14 protein-coding genes are annotated in these 20,213 nt (G+C 33.7%); 1 reads left to right on the plus strand and 13 read right to left on the minus strand.

From position 1 onward, the window contains the following. Positions 1 to 8: 8 nt before the first annotated feature. The 6 genes from NNL09_RS16570 to NNL09_RS16595 all read right to left on the minus strand — a co-directional run bounded on the left by NNL09_RS16570 (position 9) and on the right by NNL09_RS16595 (position 10,802). Positions 9 to 2,414 carry a 3-hydroxyacyl-CoA dehydrogenase/enoyl-CoA hydratase family protein gene (locus NNL09_RS16570; RefSeq protein ID WP_196909925.1) on the minus strand — a complete coding sequence of 802 codons (2,406 nt, stop codon included), beginning with the start codon at positions 2,412 to 2,414 and terminating at the stop codon, positions 9 to 11. 17 nt (positions 2,415 to 2,431) lie between these two features. Next, entirely contained in the window at positions 2,432 to 2,887 is a 456-nt protein-coding gene (locus NNL09_RS16575; protein ID WP_025664852.1) for a MarR family winged helix-turn-helix transcriptional regulator, read from the minus strand. Positions 2,888 to 3,083: 196 nt separating this feature from the next. Further along, entirely contained in the window at positions 3,084 to 4,856 is a 1,773-nt protein-coding gene (locus NNL09_RS16580) for a long-chain fatty acid--CoA ligase (protein WP_196909926.1), read from the minus strand. A 301-nt stretch (positions 4,857 to 5,157) separates the two neighbouring features. Further along, complete coding sequence (locus NNL09_RS16585; protein WP_196909927.1) at positions 5,158 to 5,715, minus strand: isochorismatase family protein; 558 nt, start codon at positions 5,713 to 5,715, stop codon at positions 5,158 to 5,160. Next, positions 5,712 to 9,386, minus strand: a complete 3,675-nt coding sequence (purL, locus tag NNL09_RS16590; protein WP_196909928.1) for a phosphoribosylformylglycinamidine synthase — start codon at positions 9,384 to 9,386, stop codon at positions 5,712 to 5,714. Before purL ends, NNL09_RS16585 begins: the two co-directional genes overlap by 4 nt. Before the next feature lie 204 nt (positions 9,387 to 9,590). Further along, positions 9,591 to 10,802, minus strand: coding sequence for an RsmB/NOP family class I SAM-dependent RNA methyltransferase (locus NNL09_RS16595; RefSeq protein WP_196909929.1), 1,212 nt, complete (start codon positions 10,800 to 10,802; stop codon positions 9,591 to 9,593). 84 nt (positions 10,803 to 10,886) lie between these two features. Between NNL09_RS16595 and NNL09_RS16600 the strand changes: the two genes are divergently transcribed. Beyond that, positions 10,887 to 11,951, plus strand: a complete 1,065-nt coding sequence (locus NNL09_RS16600; RefSeq protein ID WP_196909930.1) for an oxidoreductase — start codon at positions 10,887 to 10,889, stop codon at positions 11,949 to 11,951. Positions 11,952 to 11,997: 46 nt separating this feature from the next. Here NNL09_RS16600 and NNL09_RS16605 read toward each other — a convergent pair whose 3' ends face one another. From NNL09_RS16605 to NNL09_RS16635, 7 genes are all read right to left on the minus strand, one after another. Continuing rightward, positions 11,998 to 12,444: a hypothetical protein gene (locus NNL09_RS16605; protein WP_196909931.1), complete on the minus strand. Its 447-nt coding sequence runs from the start codon at positions 12,442 to 12,444 to the stop codon at positions 11,998 to 12,000. 108 nt (positions 12,445 to 12,552) lie between these two features. Then, a complete protein-coding gene (locus NNL09_RS16610) occupies positions 12,553 to 13,077 on the minus strand; it encodes a hypothetical protein (protein WP_196909932.1) in 525 nt (174 codons plus the stop codon). A gap of 31 nt (positions 13,078 to 13,108) precedes the next feature. Further along, positions 13,109 to 13,657, minus strand: coding sequence for an RNA polymerase sigma factor (locus NNL09_RS16615; RefSeq protein ID WP_074410127.1), 549 nt, complete (start codon positions 13,655 to 13,657; stop codon positions 13,109 to 13,111). 1,268 nt (positions 13,658 to 14,925) lie between these two features. Then, positions 14,926 to 16,749 carry an ABC transporter ATP-binding protein gene (locus NNL09_RS16620; protein ID WP_025664861.1) on the minus strand — a complete coding sequence of 608 codons (1,824 nt, stop codon included), beginning with the start codon at positions 16,747 to 16,749 and terminating at the stop codon, positions 14,926 to 14,928. Between the two features lie 31 nt (positions 16,750 to 16,780). Beyond that, complete coding sequence (locus NNL09_RS16625; protein WP_196909933.1) at positions 16,781 to 18,508, minus strand: phospho-sugar mutase; 1,728 nt, start codon at positions 18,506 to 18,508, stop codon at positions 16,781 to 16,783. Between the two features lie 121 nt (positions 18,509 to 18,629). Then, positions 18,630 to 19,577 (minus strand): glycosyltransferase family 2 protein, encoded by a 948-nt coding sequence (locus tag NNL09_RS16630; RefSeq protein ID WP_196909934.1) that lies wholly within the window; start codon positions 19,575 to 19,577, stop codon positions 18,630 to 18,632. 3 nt (positions 19,578 to 19,580) lie between these two features. Beyond that, entirely contained in the window at positions 19,581 to 20,108 is a 528-nt protein-coding gene (locus NNL09_RS16635) for a DUF4199 domain-containing protein (protein WP_196909935.1), read from the minus strand. Positions 20,109 to 20,213: the final 105 nt, after the last annotated feature.

The following is a 20,213-nucleotide window of genomic DNA, read 5'->3' on the forward strand; positions in this document are numbered from 1 at the left end:
TTCTTTTTCTAGTTTCTTAGAGGTTTTCCTTTTTTAAGCATATGCTCGATACGCTCAAGAGTCTTACGTTCTGTACAAAGTGACAAGAAAGCTTCACGTTCTAGATCCAATAAGTATTGTTCTGTAACCAATGTTGGTTCAGATAAATCTCCTCCTGCCATTACATATCCTAACTTATTAGCTATTTTATGATCATGCTCAGAAATATATTTACTAGCTTCCATAGAGTCAGTTCCTACCAAGAACATACCTAATGCTTGTTTCCCTAAGACTTTTACATCCTTACGTTTTACAGGTTGTGTATACCCTTGTTCTGCCATTAATTTTGCATGTGCTTTTGCTGTAGCAATCTGGCGATCTTTATTAACCACTACAATATCTTTTCCTTTTTGAAGAATATTGGTATCATATGCTTCATAAGCAGAAGTAGATACTTTGGCCATACCTATCGTTAAGAAATGTTCCTGTAGTACATTAAGTTCTACATCATTTTTCTTAAAAGTATCTGACGCTCTTAATGCCATTTCTTTTGATCCACCACCACCAGGGATAACACCAACACCAAATTCTACGAGTCCTATATATGTTTCTGCAGCAGCAACTACTTTATCGGCGTGCATAGAAAGCTCACATCCGCCACCAAGTGCCATCCCGTGAGGAGCTGCAATGGTTGGAATCGATGAGTAACGCATACGCATCATAGAATCCTGGAAATATTTAATAGCCATATTAAGCTCGTCATATTCTTGCTCGACAGCCATCATAAATATCATTCCGATATTTGCACCTACAGAGAAGTTTGCAGCTTGATTACCAACAACTAATCCCTGGAAATCTTTTTCGGCAATATCGATAGCTTTGTTTAATCCGGCTAGCACATCACCGCCAATAGTGTTCATCTTACTTTGAAACTCTACATTTAGGATTCCATCACCAAGATCTTCTACTACGACTCCGCTATTTTTAAATACTTCTGAAGATTTACGAATATTATCCAGAATGATAAATGCATCTTGTCCTGGTACTTTTACCTGTTCTTTTTTAGGAATATCATAGAAAAATGTAGCTCCGTTATTTACGGTATAAAAGGAAGTACTTCCTGATGCGATCATATCCAGTACCCATGAAGCAGGTTCATAACCTTCTGCACGCATCATTTCGATTCCTTTTTCTACTCCGACAGCATCCCAGATCTGAAAAGGACCATGTTCCCAGCCAAAACCAGCTTTCATTGCATCATCGATTTTATATAAATCGTCTGTAATTTCAGGAATACGATTGGAAACATATGCGAATAATGCAGATAAATTTTTACGATAAAATTCTCCAGCTTTATCTTTTCCAGATACTAATACTTTAAAACGATCTACTACTTTATCTATAGTTTTTGTCATTTCAAGAGTAGCAAAAGAGGCTCTTTTCTTTTCTCTATATTCTAAAGTATCTAAATCCAAAGACAAGATTTCTCTTTTTCCATCGGCACCAACATTCTTTTTATAAAATCCCTGCTTGGTTTTGCTTCCTAACCATTTGTTTTCCATCATAGAGTTGATGAAATCCGGAAGTTTGAATAACTCATGGCGTTCGTCATCTGGGCAATTATCGGCAATACCATTAGCCACATGAACCAGAGTATCGAGACCTACCACATCTACAGTACGGAATGTAGCCGATTTTGGACGACCGATTACAGGGCCAGTAAGTTTATCAACTTCTTCTATGGTTAACCCCATTTCTTTTACCATATGGAATAAACTCATAATACTAAAGATTCCTATTCTATTACCAATAAAAGCAGGAGTGTCTTTTGCAACTACAGAAGTTTTTCCCAGGTATTGTTCTCCATAACCATTTAGAAAATCCAAAACTTCTTGAGAAGTATTTGGGCCAGGAATGATTTCGAATAATTTAAGATAACGAGCAGGGTTAAAGAAATGAGTTCCACAGAAATGTTTTTGGAAATCTTCACTTCTTCCTTCACTCATAAAATGAATAGGAATACCAGAGGTATTAGAAGTAATTAATGTACCTGGTGTTCTGTGTTTTTCAAGATTCTCAAAAACTATTTTTTTGATATCTAATCTTTCTACAACAACTTCTATAATCCAATCTACATCTGCAACTTTTGCGATATCATCTTCCAGGTTTCCTGTAGTGATTCGATTTGCAAATTTTTGATGGTATATAGGAGAGGGTTTGGACTTAAGAGCAGCAGTAAGCGAATCATTTACTAATCGATTACGCACCACTTTGTTGTCAAGAGTAAGGCCTTTCGCTTTTTCTTTGTCGTTAAGTTCTCGAGGGACTATATCGAGTAATAGTACTTCGACACCAATATTAGCGAAATGACATGCAATACCGGATCCCATGATTCCTGAACCGATAACTGCAACTTTTTTAATGATTCTTTTCATTTTTTAACTTAGAGTTGTTAAGGTTTTATAGATTCTTGTTTTGAGTAAATTTTTTTGGATGATATCAGATCATTTATGGTCTGAAACACTTCTAAGAAAATATCTAATTTTTCTTGTGGTACATGTTTTCTTACTGTAGCATCAAAAGTAAAAACCACTTCTTTAGAGAAATTTCTCATTTCTAGACCAAACGGAGTGAGATAAATCAATACACCACGTCCATCCTGAGGGTTTTTCTTTCTGAAAATCAATCCTTTTTCCTCCATGGTTTTCAAAGTGCGTGATAAACTTGTAGCTTCCATTCCCATTTTGGGACCTAATGAAGTAGAAGGTGTACCGCTTTCTGGATCTATGCTTAGTAATGCAAATCCAGTAGCCATTGTACTTCCTTTTTTGCTGGCTTCCTCATTATACATCTTAGCAACTGCCATCCAGGTAGCTCTAAGTGCATAATCGATTGTCTTTTCTCTCATTCAAAAAAATTATTATAAATGTAAAGGTAAGAAAATTTATTATGCGTGCATAATAAATAAAGTAAAAAAATTGAGAAAAGTTGATGTAATTTACACTTTTTTGTTGAATTAATAAAAAAACTCCCCATAAAATGAGGAGTTTACTGATTAACAGTTAAAGCTTACATATGTTTTGCGTTGTAATCAGTTAATTGAATTAGCCATAAATTTTAGAATAAAGATCTTTGTATTTTTCTTTTATTATTTTTCTTTTTAATTTCATAGTAGGAGTGAGGTGACCCGCATCAATACTCCATTCATCTGCTGTAAGTTCGAATCGTTTAACACGTTCCCATTTTCCGAACTTTTTATTATGCTCGTCGATTTCTTCCTGGTAACGATCAATAATTGATTGATTTTTAAGAGCTTCTGACATAGAGTTTCCTATTTGTATGCCTTTACGCTCTGCCCATTCTTTTAAAAACTCGAAATTAGGTTGTATAAATGCTGCAGGCATTTTTTCTCCTTCACCAATTACCATTATTTGCTCGATAAAACGAGATTGTTTCATGGCGTTTTCTATTAATTGCGGAGCGACATATTTACCTCCAGAAGTTTTAAACATTTCTTTTTTACGATCGGTAATACGCAAAAAACCATCACTATCAACTTCACCAATATCTCCGGTATGAAAATACCCATTTTTTAATACCTCTTTGGTTTTTTCTTCATCTTTATAATATCCTAACATTACTTGAGGACCTTTTACCAGAATCTCACCATCTTCTGCTATTTTTACTTCGGTATCTGGGATCATTCTTCCTACAGTGCCTATTTTCATTCCTCTGTTTCCTGTTTCATTTACAGAGATTACAGGGGACGTTTCGGTAAGGCCATATCCTTCCATAACTCCCATTCCTGCCGCATTAAATATTCGTGCAAGTCTTGGCTGTAGTGCAGCACTACCAGAAGCAATTAATTTTAAATTACCTCCCAGAGCTTCTTGCCATTTGCTAAAAATAAGTTTTCGAGCGAGACCTAATTTTTTTTCATACCACCAGCCATTTGCTCCATAAGGTTCGTATTTTAACCCTAGATCTACTGCCCAAAAGAATAATTTCTTTTTAATACCTGTGAGATCAGCTCCTTTGGCAATAATTTTGTCATATACTTTCTCTAGTAATCTCGGTACCGCAGTCATAACCTCGGGTCTAACCTCTTTTAGGTTGTCACTAATAGTTTCTAAAGATTCTGCAAAATATATACCTACACCGCGATATTGATATAAATACATTAACATTCTTTCATAAATATGACATACGGGAAGAAAACTTAGAGCTTTTGTTTCTCCATCTACAATAGGGAACCGGGTAGAGCTGTTTATAGCATTGCTCACTACATTTTTATGACTTAGCATCACACCTTTAGGTCTTCCTGTAGTTCCTGAAGTATATATTAGAGTAGCAAGATCATCTTCTGTTACAGAAGCCATAATTTCTTCTACTTCGGATTGGTTACTGTTATCTTTACCTAATTCAAGAACTTCATTCCAACTTTTACAACCTGAAATATCATCATAAGAATAGACTTCTTTTAATGAAGGTACATTATCTTTAATGTTTTTAACTTTCTGAAATACTTCTTCATCGGAAACAAAACAGTATGTAGCTTCAGAATGATTTAAAACATATTCATAATCTTCTTGAGAAATTGTAGGATAAATAGGAACATCCTGTGCTCCAATTTGAAGAGCACCAATGTCTGTGATATTCCATTCTGTTCTGTTATTAGAAGATATAATTGCTATTTTATCATTGGGTTTTACTCCTAATCGTAACAAACCACGGCTAATTTGATTTGCTTTTTCTACATATTCCTTAGTAGAAGTAGCAATCCATTCACCATTATATTTAGTTATTAAAGCCTTGTCTAAATTAAATTTTTCTAATTGATAATGTGGGAAATCAAATAATCTCGTAATTTTTGTCATAAGTTGTTTAAAAATAATTTTTGTAGCCTTCTAAAGCTCTTTTTCGATGGTTGTTTTTAAGGTAATTGGGTAACTAATTTACAGATAAACAAATTAGAATACACCATTGCCTAAGAACTTAAAAGAACTATTATGCGCGCATAGTTTCGCAAATTATAAAAAATCTTATAATACACAACTCTAAGATATAAAAAAAAGGAGCTTTAATTTGTTAACTCCTCAATATTTTATCGTTTTTAATGAAATATTTATTGTTTAAAGGCCTAAAAATAGTATTAATAAAATTTATAGAAGAAGAAATTTAATGCCTTATTAGGTCATTTTTTATGCATTCAAAATTTTTAACCTCTACTTTTCCATTGGTTGGAATCATATTTTGCCAAACCCAATTATAATGCTCAATTACTTTTTTGGCTTTTAAGTGGGGTCTGTCTCCTGTGGTGTGACCATCTTCTATCACAGTTATATTATAGTCCTTTGTTAAAGCCGATTGGACAGTTGATGCGACACAAAAATCAGTCGCACAGCCTGTAATAAATAACTCGTTAATATTTAGGTTGTTTAGTTTTGATTGAAGCCTTGATTTATAAAATATATCATTTGCATATTTGTCTACAAAAAGATCTGTTGTTTTAGTTTCTAAATCATCTAATAATTCCCACTCTACTGTATTTGGTATAAACTCATTCATTTTTGTACCATCATGTTGAACAAAAAGCACAGGAAAATCAGAGGCTCTAAATAGTTGAGCAAGCGTATTAATTCTACCTACGACTCCTTTTGTATCATACCGTGGAGTTTTTGAAGTAAAAGACCCCTTTTGCATATCAATTATTAAGAGCGCTTTTCTGTTTTTCATTCAGAAGCACTTTTTTCTAACCATTTTCGGGCATTTACAAAGGCCTCGATCCATGGGGACACTTCGTCATGTCTATCTTGCGGGTAGTTGGCCCAGTTCCATTGAAAAATTGAACGCTCAATATGAGGCATCATTACCAAATGACGACCAGTTTTATCTGTCATCATAGCTGTATTATAATCCGAACCGTTAGGATTAGAAGGATATCCTTCATACCCATATTTTGCTACAATGTTGTATTGGTCTTCGGGAAGAGATAAATCAAATTTTCCTTCGCCATGAGAAATCCATACTCCCAGTGTACTTCCTGCCAAAGTAGATAGCATTACAGAGTTATTATCCTGTACTTTCACAGAAGTAAAACTACTTTCATGCTTGTGAGAATCATTATGGATTAGTTTACCATGTTTTTTATGTTCTGGATTAATAACCTCCAATTCCATAAATAACTGGCAACCGTTACAAATACCTACAGATAAAGTGTCTTCTCTTTTGAAGAAGTTTTTTAAGGCTGTATTTGCTTTTTCATTATATAAAAAGGCACCTGCCCATCCTTTGGCAGATCCTAAAACATCACTATTAGAAAAACCTCCTACGGCTCCAATAAACTGAATATCTTCTAATGTTTCACGACCAGAAATCAAATCGGTCATATGCACATCCTTTACATCAAAACCAGCCAGATACATGGCATTAGCCATTTCACGTTCAGAATTACTTCCTTTTTCACGTATGATAGCTGCTTTTGGTCTTTTAAACTCATTAGAAATCACAGGTCGTTTACCATCAAAGTGTTTTGGAAAAGAATAGTGTAGTGGTTGGTTTGCATAATTTTCAAACCGATCTTTTGCTAAATCATTTGCAGTTTGTTTTTGATCTAATAAGAAAGAAGTTGTATACCATGTATTTCTTAATTCTTCTATAGGAAGATCAAAAGAGTCGTTTTGATTTTTAATTGATAAAGAAGCTTCTTCTTTTATGGTACCGATATTGAAAAACTCAATATTGTTTTTAGAAAGAATAGACTCGATATCTGAGTTTGAAGCGCTCTGAAAAACAATTCCCGAATTTTCTGCAAACAATAACTTAACTGAATCAGGTTCTCCAATTTTGGTAAGATCAAGCTCTGCTCCAAGATTAAGATCTGCAAAACACAACTCTAATAATGTAGTGATCAATCCTCCTGAAGCTATATCATGACCTGCTACGATTTTATCTTCTCTAATTAGATCTTGAATCACATTAAAGGTGTTCTTAAAATTAGCAGCGTTCTTAATATTTGGTGCTTCAGAACCAATTTTATTTAATATTTGTGCAAATGAAGAGCCTCCAAGCTGATGTTTATCATTAGAAAGATTAATATAATAGATATCGCCACCATTTTTTTGTAAAACGGGTTCAACAATTTTGGTGATGTCATTACAATGTGCAGCTGCAGATATCACTACGGTTCCGGGGGCAATAACTTCTTCATTTGGGTATTTTTGCTTCATAGATAGTGAATCTTTACCCGTAGGCACATTGATTCCTAAATCAATTGCAAAATCTGAAATTGCTTTTACCGCTTTATATAATCTTGCATCTTCTCCTTCATTTTTACAAGGCCACATCCAGTTTGCAGATAAAGAGACAGATTGCAAACCTTCATGTAGTGGTGCCCATATGATATTAGTCAACGCTTCGGCAATAGAATTTTTGCTACCAGCTTCCGGGTTAATTAAACCTGAGATAGGAGAGTGCCCAATGCTAGTTGTAATACCTTCTTTACCATTATAATCAAGAGCCATAACTCCACAATTATTTAAAGGTAATTGTAATGGCCCAGCACATTGTTGTTTCGCAACTTTTCCTCCTACACATCGATCCACCTTATTGGTTAACCAATCTTTACAGGCAACAGCTTCTAATTGTAGTACTTGTTCGAGATAGTTTCGAAAATTTTCTTTGCTATAAGAAAGATTATCATATTTACGATCAATGGTTTTGTCGTTCATTATGGTTTTGGGAGAACTACCAAACATATCTTCTAATGCCAGATCCATTGGTGTATCTCCTTTGGTCTTGGATTGAAAGGTAAAACGATGATCTCCGGTAACATCTCCTACTTCGTACATAGGTGAGCGTTCACGCTCTGCAATACGTTGTAGTATATCTATATTTTGTTGACCGATCACTAATCCCATACGTTCCTGGGATTCGTTACCGATGATTTCTTTTGCAGATAATGTGGGGTCGCCTACAGGTAGTTTATCCAAATCGATTTTTCCTCCAGTTTCTTCTACCAATTCAGAAAGGCAATTAAGGTGCCCTCCTGCACCATGATCATGTATTGATACAATCGTATTTTCTTCGCTTTCTACCATACCTCTAATAGCATTAGAAGCACGCTTTTGCATTTCTGGATTAGAGCGCTGTATCGCATTTAATTCGATACCGCTGCTAAATTCTCCTGTATCTGCAGAAGATACGGCTGCACCTCCCATACCAATCCGATAATTTTCTCCTCCCAGAATTACAATTTTATCTCCTTTTTTTGGAGTGGCTTTAATAGCTTGTTCGGCTTTACCATATCCAATCCCACCTGCCTGCATAATTACCTTGTCGAAACCAAGTTTGCGAGCATCTTCTTCATGTTCAAAAGTAAGTACAGATCCTGTAATTAGAGGCTGACCAAATTTATTTCCAAAATCAGAAGCTCCGTTAGAAGCTTTTATTAAAATATCCATTGGGGTTTGGTATAGCCAATCTCTTTCTTTCATGGTATGTTCCCATGGGCGATTATCTTGTAATCGAGAATAAGAGGTCATATATACTGCGGTTCCGGCAAGAGGTAAAGATCCTTTTCCTCCGGCAAGACGATCTCTGATTTCTCCTCCAGATCCTGTTGCGGCCCCATTAAATGGTTCTACAGTAGTAGGGAAATTATGCGTTTCTGCTTTAAGAGAAATCACACTATTAAATTCGGTTTCCTGATAAAAATCAGGTTTATCAGCAGTTTTTGGGGCAAACTGAGTAACTTTTGGTCCTTTTATAAAGGCTACATTATCTTTATAAGCAGAAACAATATCGTTTGGATGTGTCTCTGATGTCTTTTTGATTAGTTTAAAAAGTGAAGTAGGTTGTTCTTCTCCATCAATCACAAAAGTCCCGTTAAATATTTTATGACGACAGTGCTCAGAATTTACTTGCGAAAACCCAAAAACTTCTGAGTCTGTAAGTTGTCTTCCTATTTTTTTGCTAACTCCTTCGAGATATTCAATCTCTTCATCACTAAGCGCTAAACCTTCAGCAATATTATAAGCAGCAATGTCATCAATTTCTATAATCGATTCTGGTTCTATATCTATGGTATAGATCTCCTGATCTAATTTGCTATACTTTTGAGAGAGCATAGGGTCAAAATCAGTATAATCTTTTGTAACACTATTAAATTCTTCTATTCGTATAATCCCTTCTATACCCATATTCTGAGTGATCTCTACGGCATTGGTACTCCATGGAGTAATCATTGCGGCACGAGGACCAACAAAAAAAGCGTCAATAGACGCCGCAGATAGTTGAGGTTGGTTGCCAAATAACCAGGTTAATTTTTTTATAGTTTCTGGGGAGATTTCATTAGCTGTTTGAACTGCAAATACTTTCTCGTTTTGGTTTCCGAAGAAGTGAATCATACTTCGATTATTTGTGTTGATTTTTATTAAGCTGCAAATTTACTACTTTCTTACTAAAATTTGGTAAAAAACTAAGATAGAATCCCAGAGTTATTCACCGAATTTTGAACAATGTTTCAGAAATCTAATTGTGAAACTATTTTTATTAGAATGAATTGTCCTAAACATTATCACTAGAACAACGAGTATTGTATTGTAGTCGATTTATTGTTTTCTTTCTAACAATGCCATATAAAACCCGTCATATCCGGATTGATGCGAAAGTACTTTCTTATCTTTGATTAAAGTGAAATCATTTCCTGTTTCTTTAGAAAGGAAATTCTTTACCTGATCCTGATTTTCTGACGGTAGAATAGAACAGGTTGCGTATACTAATTTCCCTCCGGGTTTTACCATTTTAGAATAATTCTCAAGTATTTCGGCTTGTGTATGTCTGATTTTATCTAAAAACTCTGGTTGTAATTTCCATTTAGCATCGGGATTTCGTCGCAATACTCCCAAACCACTACAAGGAGCATCGATAAGAACACGATCTGCTTTACCATGTAATTTTTTGATGTCTTTTGTGCTTTCAATAACTCGGGTTTCGATATTGTGTGCACCATCTCTACGTGCTCTTCTTTTAAGCTCTTTAAGCTTGTTGCCATAAATATCCATAGCAATAACCTGTCCTTTATTTTGCATTAATGCTGCTAAATGAAGGCTTTTACCACCTGCACCTGCACAGGTATCTACAACACGTTGCCCTGGCTGTACTTCTAGAAAATCGGCTACCAATTGAGAAGAAGCATCTTGTACTTCAAATAATCCATTTTTGAATGCTTCTGTGGTAAAGACATTCGTTCTTTCGGTAAGCCTAAGTGCGTTTGGATATCCTTTAATAAATTCAGTATCGATCTTTTCGTCTTCTAGCAGACTTCTAAGTTTTTCTTTTGATGTTTTTAAAGTATTTGCACGAAGAATTACGGGGGCCTGCTCATTAAGTGCACTAATTTCTTTATCCCACAATTTACCCAATTCCTGTTCTCCTAATTGATCCATCCAATCGGGAATAGATTCTTTAAATTTTCTTATTTTACTTAATTCATCAAAACGCCCTTTGATACGACGAGTAGGTGTAGGAGCAATTTGTTTCCAATCGGGTAAAGAAATCCCTCTTAGCGTAGCCCATACAGCAAAAACTCTCCATAAGTTTTCTCGTGAGAAAGGCTCTTTTACTTCAGCTATTTCGATATATAGGCGTTTCCATCGTACAATTTCATATACGGTCTCTGCAATAAAACTACGATCACGTGACCCCCATCTTTTGTCTCGTTTCAGTAATTTCTGAACCACTTTATCTGCATAGCTTCCTTCATTAAATATTTCGTGTAATCCATCTATAACAGCAAAGACAAGATTTCTATGTAAACGCATTGTATTATTTTTTAAGGTGTGCAAAGGTAGACCTTTGTGATCAAATACTATTATATTTGACTATAATTATTGATATCAGAACCTATGAAACTAATCTATGCCTTATTATTTGTTTTGACTTTTGTTTTTTGCACTACAGAAGAGAAAGTGGTTACTCATCATTTTTCTAAAGTTGAAATAGAAACTATTTTAAAAGATTCTATAAGTATACGAGCCTTAGATATATATAACGATACTTTGATTGGTTTTGGTTATAATAAAGGCTACGGTTTTATAAATCTTGCTACAGAAAAGAGGGCTATTATCGAGTTTTCGGAGGTTGATACTATAGAAAAAAAGAAAAACTGGATTGCAGAACAACGTGCGGTTGCTTTTACCGATAAGTCGTTTTTTAGTCTCGGAGTAAGTTCCCCCGCACGATTAAGAAAAATAGATAGAAAGAGTAAAGAGGAGAAAATAGTATATACCGAAATGCACGAAAAGGCGTTCTATGATGCAATTGCGTTTTGGAATGTTAACGAAGGAATTGCAATGGGAGATCCTACAGATACGTGTTTGTCTATACTTATTACAAAAGATGGGGGAGACACCTGGAAAAAGATTTCTTGTGAAGACCTACCCAAAACTTTTGATGGAGAAGCGGCATTTGCCGCAAGTAATGGAAACATTGCAATTATAGGTGATAAAACATGGATAGCTACAGGAGGAATGAAGTCGAGGGTGTTTTTCTCTCCTGATAAAGGAAAAACATGGGAAGTTTATGATACTCCTATCATTCAGGGAAAAGAAACTACGGGAGCGTATTCTATTGATTTTTATGATGAGAATAACGGTGTTATTTATGGAGGAGATTATACAGCTCCAGAAGGTAATGAGGCGAATAAAGCGATTACAAAAGATGGAGGGAAAACTTGGGAATTAGTATCAGATGGTAGTGGAGCAGGGTATAAGAGTTGTATACGATATATACCTAATGGCGGCGGTAAAGAAATGGTAGCTGTTGGGTTTACAGGAATATCGATTTCTAATGATCTGGGAAAAAGTTGGAAAGAATTAAGTAAAGAAGGTTTTTATACGGTAAGGTTTATAAATGATAGTACTGCAATAGCGGCAGGTAAAGGAAGAATTGCCAAACTGGTTTTTAAATAAAAAAGAGGTTTATAACAACCTCTTTTTCTGTTTTATTACAACGGTATTAGTGCCTTTTTCTTCGTTCCTTAATTCTTGCCAACATACGTTTATGAAAATCTGCTTCTGCTTTTATGAGTTTTAGAATTTTCTTATTAGGCATGATCTTCTTTAAATCGACAATTAATTTTTTTCGAGATTGTGATTTTTGTTCTTCCAACTCCAAAAAATTATCTATAGCATCTTCGGCTTGTTTATCACTTAAACCATTAGGGTTATCATTGGCTTCTTTTATACTCCTAATTAATTTACGTTCTTGACGTCTAAGTTTTCCAACGGTCTCTTCATGTGCATTATAAACTGGCCAGAATTGCTGTGCTTCTTTACTGGTTAAATCTAATTTTTCAGTAATATATGCGATTTTAAATGCCTTTATTTTTTCTCTTGACCCATGTTGAGCAAAAGCACCTATAGAAAAACAGGTAAGGCAAATAAGTAAAATTATCTTTTTCATGTGTTTATTTTATTGTTTTAGGGGGCACATGGAATCTTTGGCGATTAAAAGAATTATAGATTGATGTTTTAATAATTATTTTAATCGAGTCGGTTTCATGTGTTTATTTTATTCTGTAAATATAATATCATCATCTAAATCCTCTTCTGATAGATATTCTAATAAAGTTTCATCATCGATTAATTCTTTTTCGAATGTTTCCGAATATGTAATATCATCATCTAATAGCGCTGCTATTTCTGTAGTACTTAATTCAACATCTTCTTCATTAAAATAAGCATGTATATCAGCAATTTCAATAGAATCGAAATTTACTTCTGATTCTTTTGGTATGGATATAGATATGATAATAGCAATCATAGCGGCAATACCAGAGAAGTATAAAATATTTCTTCTGGTTTGTAATGAGATAAGTTTTCCTTTTGGTTTATCATCATCAATTTTTTGCAATATAGTATCTTCCAGAGTAGCAAAATAGTCTTCGGGAACTTTAAAACCCAAATTCATTTTGGGGCTCAGTTGGCTATCGGTATCAGAAGCTATTTTTTCAAAAAGTTTGTTTTCAAAACTTTCAAAATATCCTTCTGGTACTTTAAAACCGTCATTGTTTTTATGTGATTTATGTTTTTTCACTGATAGTAAGACTTTTTTAGTATAAAAAGGTTTAATCTTTTTTTAAAAATTCTTCAATTTTTTTTGAAGCTAAATGGTATGATGCTTTTAATGCTCCTTCACTGGTTTCTAGAATTTCTGACATCTCCCGATATTTTAGTTCCTGAAAATATTTCATATTAAAAACCTGTTGTTGTTTTTGTGGTAGCGTAGCTATTGCCTTTTGCAACATTAGTTGTATCTGATCTCCCTCATAATATACATCTGCTTCGAGGTTCTGAATTAGTTGTAAACTTAACTCTTCATTACTAATATTATATTTTTTAGCTTTTTGATTAAGAAAAGTAATAGACTCATTTGTTGCTATGCGATATAGCCATGAGTATAATTTACTATCTCCTTTAAATTTTTTTATATTCTTATATACTTTAATAAACACATTTTGTAATATGTCGTCTGTGTCATCATGATTTTTTACCATATTCCTGATATGCCAATAAAGCCGCTGTTGATATATAGCAACAAGCTTACCAAAAGCGATATTTATATGCTCTTCTGATTGTAAGGCAATGAGTAGGTCTTGTTCTTCCTGAGTGTTCAAAAGTAAAATTAGTTTTATTGAAAAGATCAATTATTTGATCTTAATACTACTATATGACTAATGTACATAAAAAAGGTTTAATTGGGGTAGTATAATATTTTTGTAAGAATTTTGTAGGAATAAATGTTAAATAATATGATTATTTACCTTTTTTATAGATAAAAAGCACTTTTTGTTTGGTTATCTGAAAATAATTACTATCTTTACAGTGTAATTAATAATTGAGTTCTTTCATTTCCCCCAAGATGAAAGTTTTTATAAAAGTGAGTTTTAATTTTAGAGTAAGCCCCTAAATTAAGATGATTTGTGTGAAGAGAAAGAGTGCGAAAGCACTCTTTTTTATGTTTTATACTTTTATATTTCACAACTAGGTTAAATTTCTTAAATTGTAGGTAAAAGATTACAAAAATGTAATTTATATTAGGTTTTTAATGTTAAAAAGCGTAATTATTAGATAAAATGCATTTTTTGTTTGGTAGATTAAAAATAATTACTATCTTTACAGTGTAATAATGATTGAGTTCTTTCATTCCCCCCAAGATGAAAGTTTTTATAAAAGTGAGTTTTAATTTTAGAGTAAGCCCCTAAATTAAGATGATTTGTGTGAAGAGAAAGAGTGCGAAAGCACTCTTTTTTTCTGTTTCATATTTTTTGTATCAAATTAACAATTGTAGGTTTATTACTACAAAATGTGATAATTTCCATCTTTGATAATGTTAAAAAACAAAATTATTAGATAAAATGCACCTTTTATTTGGTGGATTAAAAATAATTACTATCTTTACAGTGTAATAATGATTGAGTTCTTTCATTTCCCCCAAGATGAAAGTTTTTATAAAAGTGAGTTTTAATTTTAGAATAAGCCCCTAAATTAAGATGATTTGTGTGAAGAGAAAGAGTGCGAAAGCACTCTTTTTTATGCTTTATACTTTCGATAACCTTTACTTAAAGAAGATTTGTTGTTTATTTAATGAATAATATTGTAGGTTTTATACTACAAAAAAAACGACTATATTTTTAATTTGTGCTGATAAAAAGTACTTTTTATAGGTAAAATTCAATTTTTATTTGTGTGTACCGGATTTTTGCATTATATTTACACCATAATTAAAGAAAGTTAGTCTTTCCATCCCCCCCAAGATGGAAGATATTAATAAGAGTGAGTTTTAATTTTAGAATAAGCCCCTAAATTAAGATGATTTGTGTGAAGAAAAAGAGTGCGAAAGCACTCTTTTTTATTTATATAATAGCTATTATCGAGGATTTACCTATTCTAGTGATTGCATATTTACCAACTTTTGATAAATACCATCTTTAGAAATAAGCTCATCATGTGTTCCTTGTTCAACAATTTTTCCTTTTTGCATTACAACGATTAAATCTGAATTTTGTATTGTAGATAGCCTATGTGCAATTACAATACTTGTTCTATTTTTCATCATGTTCTCTAATGCAGATTGCACCAACCGTTCGCTTTCGGTATCCAAAGCAGAAGTGGCTTCATCCAAAATCATGATCGGAGGATTTTTTAATACCGCACGCGCTATAGATAAACGTTGCTTTTGTCCGCCACTAATTTTATTACCGCTATCTCCTATATTGGTTTCAATACCGGCCGGTAAATCTTTTACAAATTCCCAAGCATTAGCAATTTTTAAAGCTTTTATAATTTCTTCGTCAGATGCAGTTGGATCTCCAACCAGTAAATTATTTTTTATAGACTCATTAAATAAAATAGAATCCTGGGTAACCAACCCCATTAAATCTCTTAGGGAGTGTTTAGTGAGATCTTTGATATCAACACCATCTATTTTTATGTTTCCTTTATTTACATCATAAAAACGAGTAACCAGATTGGCGATGGTAGATTTACCACTACCAGATTGACCAACCAGAGCAACAGAACTACCTTTTGGTACTTTTAAAGAAAAATCGTTTAGCACATACTCATCTTCATATTTAAAAGAGATATTTTCTATACTAATATCAGAGGTAAACTCTTTTTTCTCTTTTGCATCAGGGTGATCTTGTAGAGGAGAGGTGGTATTTAGTATTTCTAGTACACGTTCTGCCGCTGCATTACCTCTTTTTACTCCATAACTCGCCTTAGAAATAGCTTTTGCTGGCGTAAGAATATTATAGGCAAGACCCATATATACAATAAAAAGCCCTGGATCTAATGATTTTTCAACCAGTACCATTTGCCCCCCATACCATAATAAAATAGAAATAACGGTTATACCCAAAAATTCACTTGTTGGAGATGCAAGATTTTGCCTGTTTAGTAGCGTATTAGAGAAATTATAGAAACGTGAAGTAGACTTTTGGAATTTTTTTCCAAATATTTTTTCAGCATTAAACCCTTTGATAACTTTTAATCCACCAAGAGTTTCTTCAACAATAGAAAGAAAAAAACCTTGTTCCTGTTGTACTTTATCCGAGTGTTTTTTTAATTTTTTTCCAATTAAGGAAATCAAAAACCCCGATATAGGAATAAAAATAAAGACAAATATTGTCAATTTTAGACTTATCAATAACATGGTGAGTATCGTAAATAGAATCATTAGAGGTTCTCTTACGATAAGTTCTAATATAGATAAAAAGGAATGTTGTATTTCTAAAACATCTGTAGATATTCTAGCCATAGTATCTCCTTTTCTTTTTTCTGAAAAATATGACAATGGTAATTCTACTGTCTTTTTGTATAATTCATTACGTATATCTTTTAGCACACCATTTCTTAGGAATGTAATAAAATACATGGCTAGATAATTAAAAATATTCTTAAGAAAGAACATACTAATTACCAGAACGACCATAAAAATTAGAACGTCCTCATTACCTTCATCGGCTTTTTGTGTTACAAAATAATTAAGGTAATCTTCACCGTATTCCTTAGCTTTTAATATGCCTTCCCATTTTGGTTTAACCCTAATCCTTTCAGTTTTGTCAAAAAGAACCTTCAGCATGGGAAATAAAGATACCATAGATAGTGTTCCGAAAAGGGCATAAAAAATATTAGAAATTATATTTAATATAGCATATACTTTATAGGGTTTCGCAAAGCGAAGAATTTGTTTAAAATAATTCATTAAAAATATACTGAACAGCTATCACTGTTGTTTAAGTTAATTGTAAGTCTTTTTTGATGGCTTCAATTTTACCATCTAATTGTTGTTGCACAGTGGTAAAGTCGGCACTGGTATGAAGTGATTCCTGTACACTGATATAAAATTTTATTTTTGGTTCTGTTCCGCTTGGTCTGGCTGCAATTTTACTTCCTGCTTCGGTATAAAATATCAAAACATTTGATTTTGGGATATCGATACTATATTCTGTATGATCCTGAATGTTTTTGGCAATACCCGTTTGATAATCCTCGATCAGTACTACTTTTTCTTCATTTAGAGATTCTGGAGGATTATTTCTTAAATCCACCATAGTTTGCTTAATCTCTGCAGCACCATCGATTCCTTTTTTCACTAATGAAACCAAATGCTCCTTATAAAAACCATGTTTTGTATATAAATCTAATAAAGTACTATAAAAAGAACTACCATTTGCTTTAGTAAAAGCAACAATCTCACAAGCAAGTAGGGTAGATGTTACTGCATCTTTATCTCTAACAAAATCACCAACCATAAATCCAAAACTTTCTTCGCCACCACCAATAAAGTGTTGCTCGGGGAAATCTTTGATTAATTTGGCAATCCATTTAAAACCGGTTAGCACTTCTTTATATTCTACACTGTAGGCCTGGGCCAGACTTTGCATCATAGGAGTAGATACTATGGTAGAGGCAATAAATTCATTACCCGTAAACCCTTGTTTTTTATAATTTTCTAACAAAAACCAGGTCATTACAATCATAGTCTGATTTCCGTTAAGTAACTGTAATTCTCCCTGGTCATTACGCACAGCTATTCCTAATCGATCACAATCAGGATCGGTACCGATTACAATATCTGCATCAACTTTGGCAGCAAGTTCCATGGCCATAGTTAGGGCTTCTGGTTCTTCTGGATTAGGAGATTTTACGGTAGGAAAATTACCATCGGGTTCTGCTTGTTCTTGTACAATATGTACATTTTTGTATCCTGCTTTTTCGAGAGTTTCGGGTACAGCAGTAATAGAAGTACCGTGTAAAGAAGTAAAAACAATTGTTGTATTGTCTTTTGCTTTCTGGGTAGCTGCAAAACTTCCGTTTTTTACACTTTGTTCAATAAAAACGGTATCAATCTCCTGATCTATTTTTTGAATAAGACTGGGATTGGTATCAAATTGAATATCTGAATATTTTAATGCGTTTATTTCTGAAATAATCTCACCATCCTGCGGCGGAACTAATTGTCCGCCATCCTGCCAGTATACTTTATAGCCATTATATTCTGGCGGATTATGACTTGCAGTAAGTACAATACCACAATGACATCCTAATTCTCGTACGGCAAAAGATAATTCTGGAGTAGGGCGAAGGCTAGAGAATAAATAGACTTTAACTCCATTAGCAGAAAATACATCTGCAACTACTTGTGCAAGCGTATCACTATTATGTCTACAATCATAAGCGATTACTGCTTTGGGCTGTTCTCCAGCAAATTGCTTGATCAGATAATTACTTAATCCTTGTGTGCTTTTTCCCAGGGTGTATTTATTGATTCGATTGGTACCTACGCCCATGATACCACGCATACCTCCGGTACCAAATTCGAGATCTTTATAAAAACTCTCTTTTAATTCTTCTGAATTAGTATCCTGTAAATTTTTAATTTCTTTTTGTGTAGCGGTATCAAAAACCGGAGTTAACCACTCGTCAACTCTTAGGTTTATAACAGAATCTGTGATTTGCATGCTTGTGATTTTAGTGCAAAAATACTATTTAATTTTGGTAAAAAAGTTTCGAAATACGCATAAACTGCTTCGATATATAATTCATCTTGATTTTTTATGTCTGCAAGATGAATTGAGTACATTAAAGATGTATCTTTTCTGCAATGCTATATCGCTCTTTACTTCGTTTACTGGTTAGGATAATTTCTCCTAAGAATCCTGCCAGGAAGAACTGTGTTCCCAGGATCATAGAGGTTAATGCTACATAAAACTCGGGGCGTTGTGCGATGAGTCTCCCTTTGGTTTCTATAAAAAGTTTATCGATTCCCAGGTATAACGAAAAACAGAACCCTATAATAAAAAGTAAGGTGCCGATAAGACCAAAAAAGTGCATGGGTCTTTTGCCAAAACGCGACATAAACCAAATGGTGATTAAATCTAGGAAACCGTTAATAAAACGACTCATCCCAAATTTGGTTTTACCATATTTTCGAGCCTGGTGTAGTACTACTTTCTCACCAATTTTTGCAAAACCGGCATTTTTGGCAAGTACCGGGATATAACGATGCATCTCGCCATGTACATCTATATTTTTTATTACGATATTTTTATACGCCTTTAGTCCACAGTTAAAATCATGTAATTTAACACCAGATGTTTTTCTGGCCGCAGCATTAAATAATTTTGAAGGTAGATTTTTGGCAATAACAGAATCATATCGTTTCTTTTTCCATCCGGAAATAAGATCATATCCTTCTTTGGTGATCATATCATACAATTCTGGGATTTCTTCAGGATTGTCCTGTAAATCAGCATCCATAGTGATCACTACATCACCTTGTGCTTCTTTGAATCCCGAGTGTAGCGCCTGAGATTTGCCAAAGTTTTTTAAAAAACGAATTCCTTTTACCTGTTGGTCTTTTGTGGATAACGCAGAGATGGTATCCCACGATCCATCGGTACTACCATCATCGATAAAGATAATTTCGTAAGAAAAAGAATTGGATTGCATAACTTTTGCAATCCAATTGTATAATTCGTTAAGTGATTCCTGCTCATTAAGCAGTGGTATGACCACAGATATATTCATATATTAATATAAGTCTTGTTTCTTTTGCATTGCTAATCCTGCAAATAGGGAAATGATAAATCCTATAAATAAACTCCAGATTAACGCAAATGCTGAAAGCATATATGGAGTTGTAAATTTCTTAGTCATCTCCAGGCTTTGATTTAGTTGTTCTTCTGGCATATCAGGAAAACGCTCGATCATTTGTTCGCGCTGTACTTCATTCATTTGGTTTACAATATCCGGCTCAATAACGCTCATTAACAGAATCGTCCAGATAACGCTTATAATACCACCAATAAGAGCAATACCTAGTCCAATTTTTATGGCTTCACCAAGTTTAAGAAATCCACCGTTAGCAGCTTTATATGCTTTTATTCCGTATACGGTAACACCGACCATAATTGCCAAACCGATAACAGAATGTACCCAGTTTTGCTCAGCATATCCATCCATAACATAGATTACTACTCCCATCAAAACAGAGAGAATTCCCAGGATTACCCCGTAATTGATTATAATTTTTTTGGTTGATGCTTTATCATTTTCCATATATACTATAGTTTTGGTTATTATAAACCATAAGTACACAAATATAGTAAATTGTTACAGGATGCGTAATAAATTTATAGTATTGATCACTAAGGTCTCCTTCGT

The sequence above is a fragment of the Aquimarina sp. EL_43 genome (genome assembly GCF_943422735.1).
Classification (GTDB): domain Bacteria; phylum Bacteroidota; class Bacteroidia; order Flavobacteriales; family Flavobacteriaceae; genus Aquimarina; species Aquimarina megaterium.